Genomic DNA, 4249 nt, shown 5'->3' with positions numbered 1-4249 from the left:
GCGCCTCGTTCATGATGCCAGCCCGCTCGCCGAGGAGCTTGCGCGCGATCCGCTCGACCCGTTTCGACATCTCGGACGCGGCACGCCGCGAAAACGTCATCAGCAGGATCCGGCGAGGGTCAGCGCCGCTGACAATCAGATGGGCGACGCGGTGGGCAAGCGTGTTCGTCTTGCCGGACCCGGCGCCAGCGATGACCAAGAGGGGAACTCCGACATGACCATCGGCGGTTACGCCGTGCTCGACGGCACGACGCTGTTCCGGATTGAGCGACTCAAGATATGATGCGGCCGTCGTCGCGAGCACGAATGTTCCCCTGTTCGAGCCCCACGCTCGATGATTCTCCTCGGAACCGCAATGCGGTCACCTATGTGCTGCGCCTCAGGCGGCCGCCTTGTCCTCCTTGTCCTCGCCGCGCATAACGATCCTCAGCGCGTCGTCGGGCAGGGGGCGCTGCAGCGCCTTCGCCTCATCCCACGGAGCGCGCATCCAGACGTCGCGCTCCTCGTCGGTGGTCAGGATCACCGGCATGGCTTTGTCGTGAATCGGCTCGACGACGGCGTTCGGCGATGTCGTGAGGAACCCGTAAACCAGGTGCGGACCCGGGATCGGCTTCGACTTGGTGCCGCGGTCGCCTCTGAACTCGGTCCAGATGCCGGCGAAGGCGAACAGCGGTCGGTGCTCACTCAACGCGAACCAGACAACATCTTTCTTGCCCGTTTCGGAGTTGGGTTCGGGCGCATATTCGGCAAAGCTATTCGCCGGTACGAGGCAGCGGTTCTCTGGCTTCAGCCAGCCGCGCCAATGCGGCGATGTGGTATTGCGGATGTTGGTGACGGGAAAATTCCCCGCCCGCGGAGGCGGCGGCATCCCCCAGCGCATCATGGTCCTTTCCCGGCCAGTATCGGTGTTGCGCACGATGGGCGCCGGGTAATCGGGAAAGACGCCCGGCATCGGCGGCAGGTTGCCGATATAGCGATTGATCACGCGGAACAGCGCAATGATCGCGGCCTGGTTGGTGGTGATCGAATAGAGATTGCACATGGAGGCCCCTTAAGGATGCGCGTTTGCATCGTCCGAACAGTTGGCCGGACTTCCGCTGGCGCGGATACAGGCTCGATAGAGCCATGGTTCGACATAACTGCCCTGCCAGATTCCGCGGCCGGCGCGTTCTGCATGGTGTTGGGCGGCCTCATATCTCCCCTTTGAAAATTGTGGCCAGTCCAGCGCAAGCCCACTGGTGACAAGCCATTCACCGAGATCCGCGCCGCCGACCGAACAGGCCGCAACCGTCCGCCCGTATTGGTCGAGGTTCATGGGCGTGCAGGTTACCGGGCGCCGCGCAAGAAAGGCATCAAGATCGTTCGCGGCCCTCGCGCCACATCGATAGAGTGAGCTGTCCTCGTCACGGCACAACTGGCTGCACTCCGGTGCATCGATTCCCCAAAGGCGGATCCGCGTTCCGTGTATCTCCAGCGTGTCGCCGTCGATGATGCTGGCTTGCCCGATCAGGTCGCCAGCCAGAGCGGGGCTCCAAAATGAGAGGAGCGTCAATAGGGTTGCCTTTTGTAGGATGCTCATCGCTTCAACCGCCTTAAGCCAGCTCGGTGTGAGCTGGTGAGAAAATACTCGCGAACTTCGAGTGCTGCTTCCGGATACTGGTGGGTCGCGACGATGATGGCCTGGACATGACGATAGTAATAACCCTCCAGCATCATTTGAAATGCTATGTTGGCGAGCGCCGTGATCCGCGGCGGATCGTCGGCCTTGTCGTCGTACAATTTCGCCGGTTCATGGGCCAAAGCGTCAGTCTCCTTCCGCGCGTTGACTAGCGCGGCGCTTCAGATCCTCAAGCTCAGCTCGTTTCCTTGAGAGCCGCAGGCGCGGGGCAGCATCGTCGAGCCCTGAGCGCTGCAGCTGCCGGATGGTGCTTGAGAGCTCGGCGATCTCTGCGCGCAATTCCAGAATCCTTAAGGGGCGCGGATCATCACTCATGCACGGCCGGCGCCACGAGCCGCTCCCTCTTTTCGATGAAGAGAATGAGATCGGCCTGCGCCCGCATCAGGCGTTGGGCCGCGGGAGTACAGTCGAGATCAGCTGCGATCAGCTGCTCGATTTCGGAAGACTGTAGCCGGACGTCACGCCGGAGCCGTGCGATGTTGCGATTGAGCAGAACCAGATTGCGGTCCATCGATCGCTCCGGGAGGACGTCGTTGGTCAGCGACGGGCGAGGGCCTTCGGCGCCTTGGCCGGCCGGCTGTTTGCCTTGAGCCGCTCCTCGATAGTCGGCAGCGATGTGCTGCCGCCGGCCGCCTTCCAGTCGGCCACCAGCACCGCGAGCTGTCTCCTCATTGCGAGCAGCTTTAGCGCCGCGTCCGTGCAGCCCAGATCACGGCGGATCTGGTCGTGCATGGCATGCTCGACGCGCACCATCTCGGTCCGCAAGACGCTGATCTTGCGGCGGATTTCATTAATTCGGTTGTCCATGGCTTGTTAGAACAAAAAGAGAACATAGAGTCAAGTTACAGATCTATGCAGGGAGACGGAAAATGAAAGCGGCGGCATCCAAATACGGGGCGATCTCGGAGCGGCTGGCCGGGGCGATGACCCGCGCCCAGGCGCTGCGCCTGAAGGGCCTCGCCGAGGAGGCGTATCAGCCCGGGCAGTTCGCGGCGAATTTGAGCTTGGACGAAGCCGCGCGCCGGATCGATAACAGCGGAGATCGCGCTGGCGGACTCGTTCTAGAGGTTGCTCGACGAGGAGGGGATCGGCCCGTTATTTCTTCTTGAGGCCCAGCGCGCGCTCGACGCGCTTGCGGCTGGTGCCGACCTTCTTGACCGCTTTCTTCACCGCCGCCTTTGAGCGGTTTTTCTTTTTCGCCTCATAGCGGACCTCGTAATCCTGTCCGCCCGCGACACGCGCCCGGTCCTGGTTGCGTCCACGGCTCGTCTTTTTCTTAGCCTTCGCCATTGGCTCCTCCTCTTGTCATTGCGCAATGCACGACGGACTGTGATGGTTCCGGCCGTTCGGAACGTTTCGACCTGCTCGGCTTGAATCCTGTCAGTGGCGTGGAGTTATGGCGGCGCGGCGCAGGAAGGTCCTCGGCATCAAGGCGGCTTATCCCGGCTTCATCGAACCGGCCTTGGCATCCTCCGTGGACAAGGTCCCGGACGGGCCGCGCCGGATTGACGAAATCAAGTTTCGATGGCTACCGCGGCCAGGTTCACTCCAGAACGGCCAGGTCAAGGTTTTTTACCCGAGATTCGGTGATCAGTTCGTCGCCGCACAACAGCCAGCCCTCGCGTCGATCCACAACCGTGATGGGCCCGGCTGGCGCGATTTGCGCGACTCACGCTAAGCAATCGCGGTCCATCGGACTAGTGCGAGAAGAACGAGATGATTGCTGCTGCCCGCGAATTGCCCACGTGAAGAAGCGTTTTCCCATGCTTCGGGTCAGAATTTACGATGCACAGACCATGACTCGGGAAGAGGTGGTGCTCCAAAGGGCTTGAGGTTCATTTGCTGAGCTCTTGCGCGTGCGGCAGACGCCGCACCGGGCTCTCGTAAACCGAGCCGCGCAGCGTCTCGGCCCTCGGCTTCGATCCCTCGCGCACATCAATGTGTCCCTCGCCGGAGGCACTCGGTCCCGGGTCCCGTCGCGTTCCGCGCCGGCGCGCTGCTGACCCTCCTGCGGGTGCCTTGTTAACCGCTCTCGGAACGGCAGTCGTCCCGCGTCCCGCCTGAAGGGGGCGCTATGCTGACGCTCCTGCGGCTGCCCTTTTTACGGGCTGCGCCCGACGGTCGCTTCTTGCTCCACGACGAGGGCATGTAATGATACGTTGAGCATCCCTGGGGCATCTCGCTGCGCTGCTGGATCGCCGTCGGCCCCGCACGCTGCCGAGCTTCATGGTCGCCTCGCGGCGCGCCAGCTCCGCCGTGACGATGCTGAACTGCAGATCACCAGTAGTATGCCAAGAGCCGCACGCGCGTATTTGCTCCGCACCTTGTCACGATCGCTCGCCTGTTTGTTGTCGTCTCCGTCCGCCGCGAACGCCCAGCTTCCCGATAAGACGGGTAGAGCGAGCTTCAAATCTGCTGGCAGGATTCTGAAGGAGCGGTGACAAGATCGGAAGCCGCAGCTTGTTGCGTGCATTCATAAGAATGCCGCCGGCATCATGTGTCGTCCAGAAGTTCGAACAATTCGTCGACCATATCAAACGGAGCATCCCTCGTCTGAGTGTGGTAGATGAC

9 protein-coding genes are annotated in these 4249 nt (G+C 62.1%); 2 read left to right on the top strand and 7 right to left on the bottom strand.

Features of this window, described 5'->3' with window-relative positions; all coding sequences use genetic code 11:
* The 6 genes from JOZ76_RS36670 to JOZ76_RS36640 all read right to left on the bottom strand — a co-directional run.
* Nucleotides 1-304, bottom strand: a 304-nt coding sequence (locus tag JOZ76_RS36670; protein ID WP_291706254.1) for a UvrD-helicase domain-containing protein, incomplete at its 3' end; no start/stop codon positions are given.
* Between the two features lie 75 nt (nt 305-379).
* On the bottom strand, nt 380-1042 hold the full coding sequence (locus tag JOZ76_RS36665; protein ID WP_291706253.1) for an SOS response-associated peptidase: 663 nt from the start codon (nt 1040-1042) through the stop codon (nt 380-382).
* 9 nt (nt 1043-1051) lie between these two features.
* Entirely contained in the window at nt 1052-1579 is a 528-nt protein-coding gene (locus JOZ76_RS36660; protein ID WP_291706252.1) for a thermonuclease family protein, read from the bottom strand.
* Entirely contained in the window at nt 1576-1800 is a 225-nt protein-coding gene (locus tag JOZ76_RS36655; RefSeq protein WP_291706251.1) for a hypothetical protein, read from the bottom strand. Before JOZ76_RS36655 ends, JOZ76_RS36660 begins: the two co-directional genes overlap by 4 nt.
* A 185-nt stretch (nt 1801-1985) precedes the next feature.
* Complete coding sequence (locus JOZ76_RS36645; protein WP_291706249.1) at nt 1986-2189, bottom strand: hypothetical protein; 204 nt, start codon at nt 2187-2189, stop codon at nt 1986-1988.
* 26 nt (nt 2190-2215) lie between these two features.
* The gene (locus JOZ76_RS36640) at nt 2216-2485 is read right to left on the bottom strand and encodes a hypothetical protein (protein ID WP_291706248.1); all 270 of its coding nucleotides are present in this window, start codon (nt 2483-2485) and stop codon (nt 2216-2218) included.
* 62 nt (nt 2486-2547) lie between these two features.
* Between JOZ76_RS36640 and JOZ76_RS36635 the strand changes: the two genes are divergently transcribed.
* Nucleotides 2548-2787 carry a hypothetical protein gene (locus JOZ76_RS36635; protein WP_291706247.1) on the top strand — a complete coding sequence of 80 codons (240 nt, stop codon included), beginning with the start codon at nt 2548-2550 and terminating at the stop codon, nt 2785-2787.
* Here the strand turns inward: JOZ76_RS36635 and JOZ76_RS36630 are convergent.
* Nucleotides 2774-2968 (bottom strand): DUF3606 domain-containing protein, encoded by a 195-nt coding sequence (locus JOZ76_RS36630; RefSeq protein ID WP_291706246.1) that lies wholly within the window; start codon nt 2966-2968, stop codon nt 2774-2776. The two genes, JOZ76_RS36635 and JOZ76_RS36630, sit on opposite strands and share 14 nt — an antisense overlap.
* 106 nt (nt 2969-3074) lie before the next feature.
* On the opposite strand from JOZ76_RS36630, the gene JOZ76_RS38500 reads away from it, so the two are divergent.
* Complete coding sequence (locus JOZ76_RS38500) at nt 3075-3356, top strand: hypothetical protein (protein ID WP_366113764.1); 282 nt, start codon at nt 3075-3077, stop codon at nt 3354-3356.
* Nucleotides 3357-4249 lie beyond the last annotated feature (893 nt).

Source organism: Bradyrhizobium sp. (assembly GCF_019244115.1).
GTDB lineage: Bacteria > Pseudomonadota > Alphaproteobacteria > Rhizobiales > Xanthobacteraceae > Bradyrhizobium.
The sequence above is the reverse complement of the archived record's forward strand: the minus strand, read 5'-3'. Positions and strand labels throughout refer to the sequence as shown.

What these genes read in the sequence shown, in the direction of transcription:
- JOZ76_RS36660 (WP_291706252.1), bottom strand. Translation starts at nt 1,579, where the DNA reads ATGAGCATCCTACAAAAGGCAACCCTATTGACGCTCCTCTCATTTTGG.
- JOZ76_RS38500 (WP_366113764.1), top strand. Translation starts at nt 3,075, where the DNA reads ATGGCGGCGCGGCGCAGGAAGGTCCTCGGCATCAAGGCGGCTTATCCC.
- JOZ76_RS36640 (WP_291706248.1), bottom strand. Translation starts at nt 2,485, where the DNA reads ATGGACAACCGAATTAATGAAATCCGCCGCAAGATCAGCGTCTTGCGG.
- JOZ76_RS36645 (WP_291706249.1), bottom strand. Translation starts at nt 2,189, where the DNA reads ATGGACCGCAATCTGGTTCTGCTCAATCGCAACATCGCACGGCTCCGG.
- JOZ76_RS36665 (WP_291706253.1), bottom strand. Translation starts at nt 1,042, where the DNA reads ATGTGCAATCTCTATTCGATCACCACCAACCAGGCCGCGATCATTGCG.
- JOZ76_RS36635 (WP_291706247.1), top strand. Translation starts at nt 2,548, where the DNA reads ATGAAAGCGGCGGCATCCAAATACGGGGCGATCTCGGAGCGGCTGGCC.
- JOZ76_RS36630 (WP_291706246.1), bottom strand. Translation starts at nt 2,968, where the DNA reads ATGGCGAAGGCTAAGAAAAAGACGAGCCGTGGACGCAACCAGGACCGG.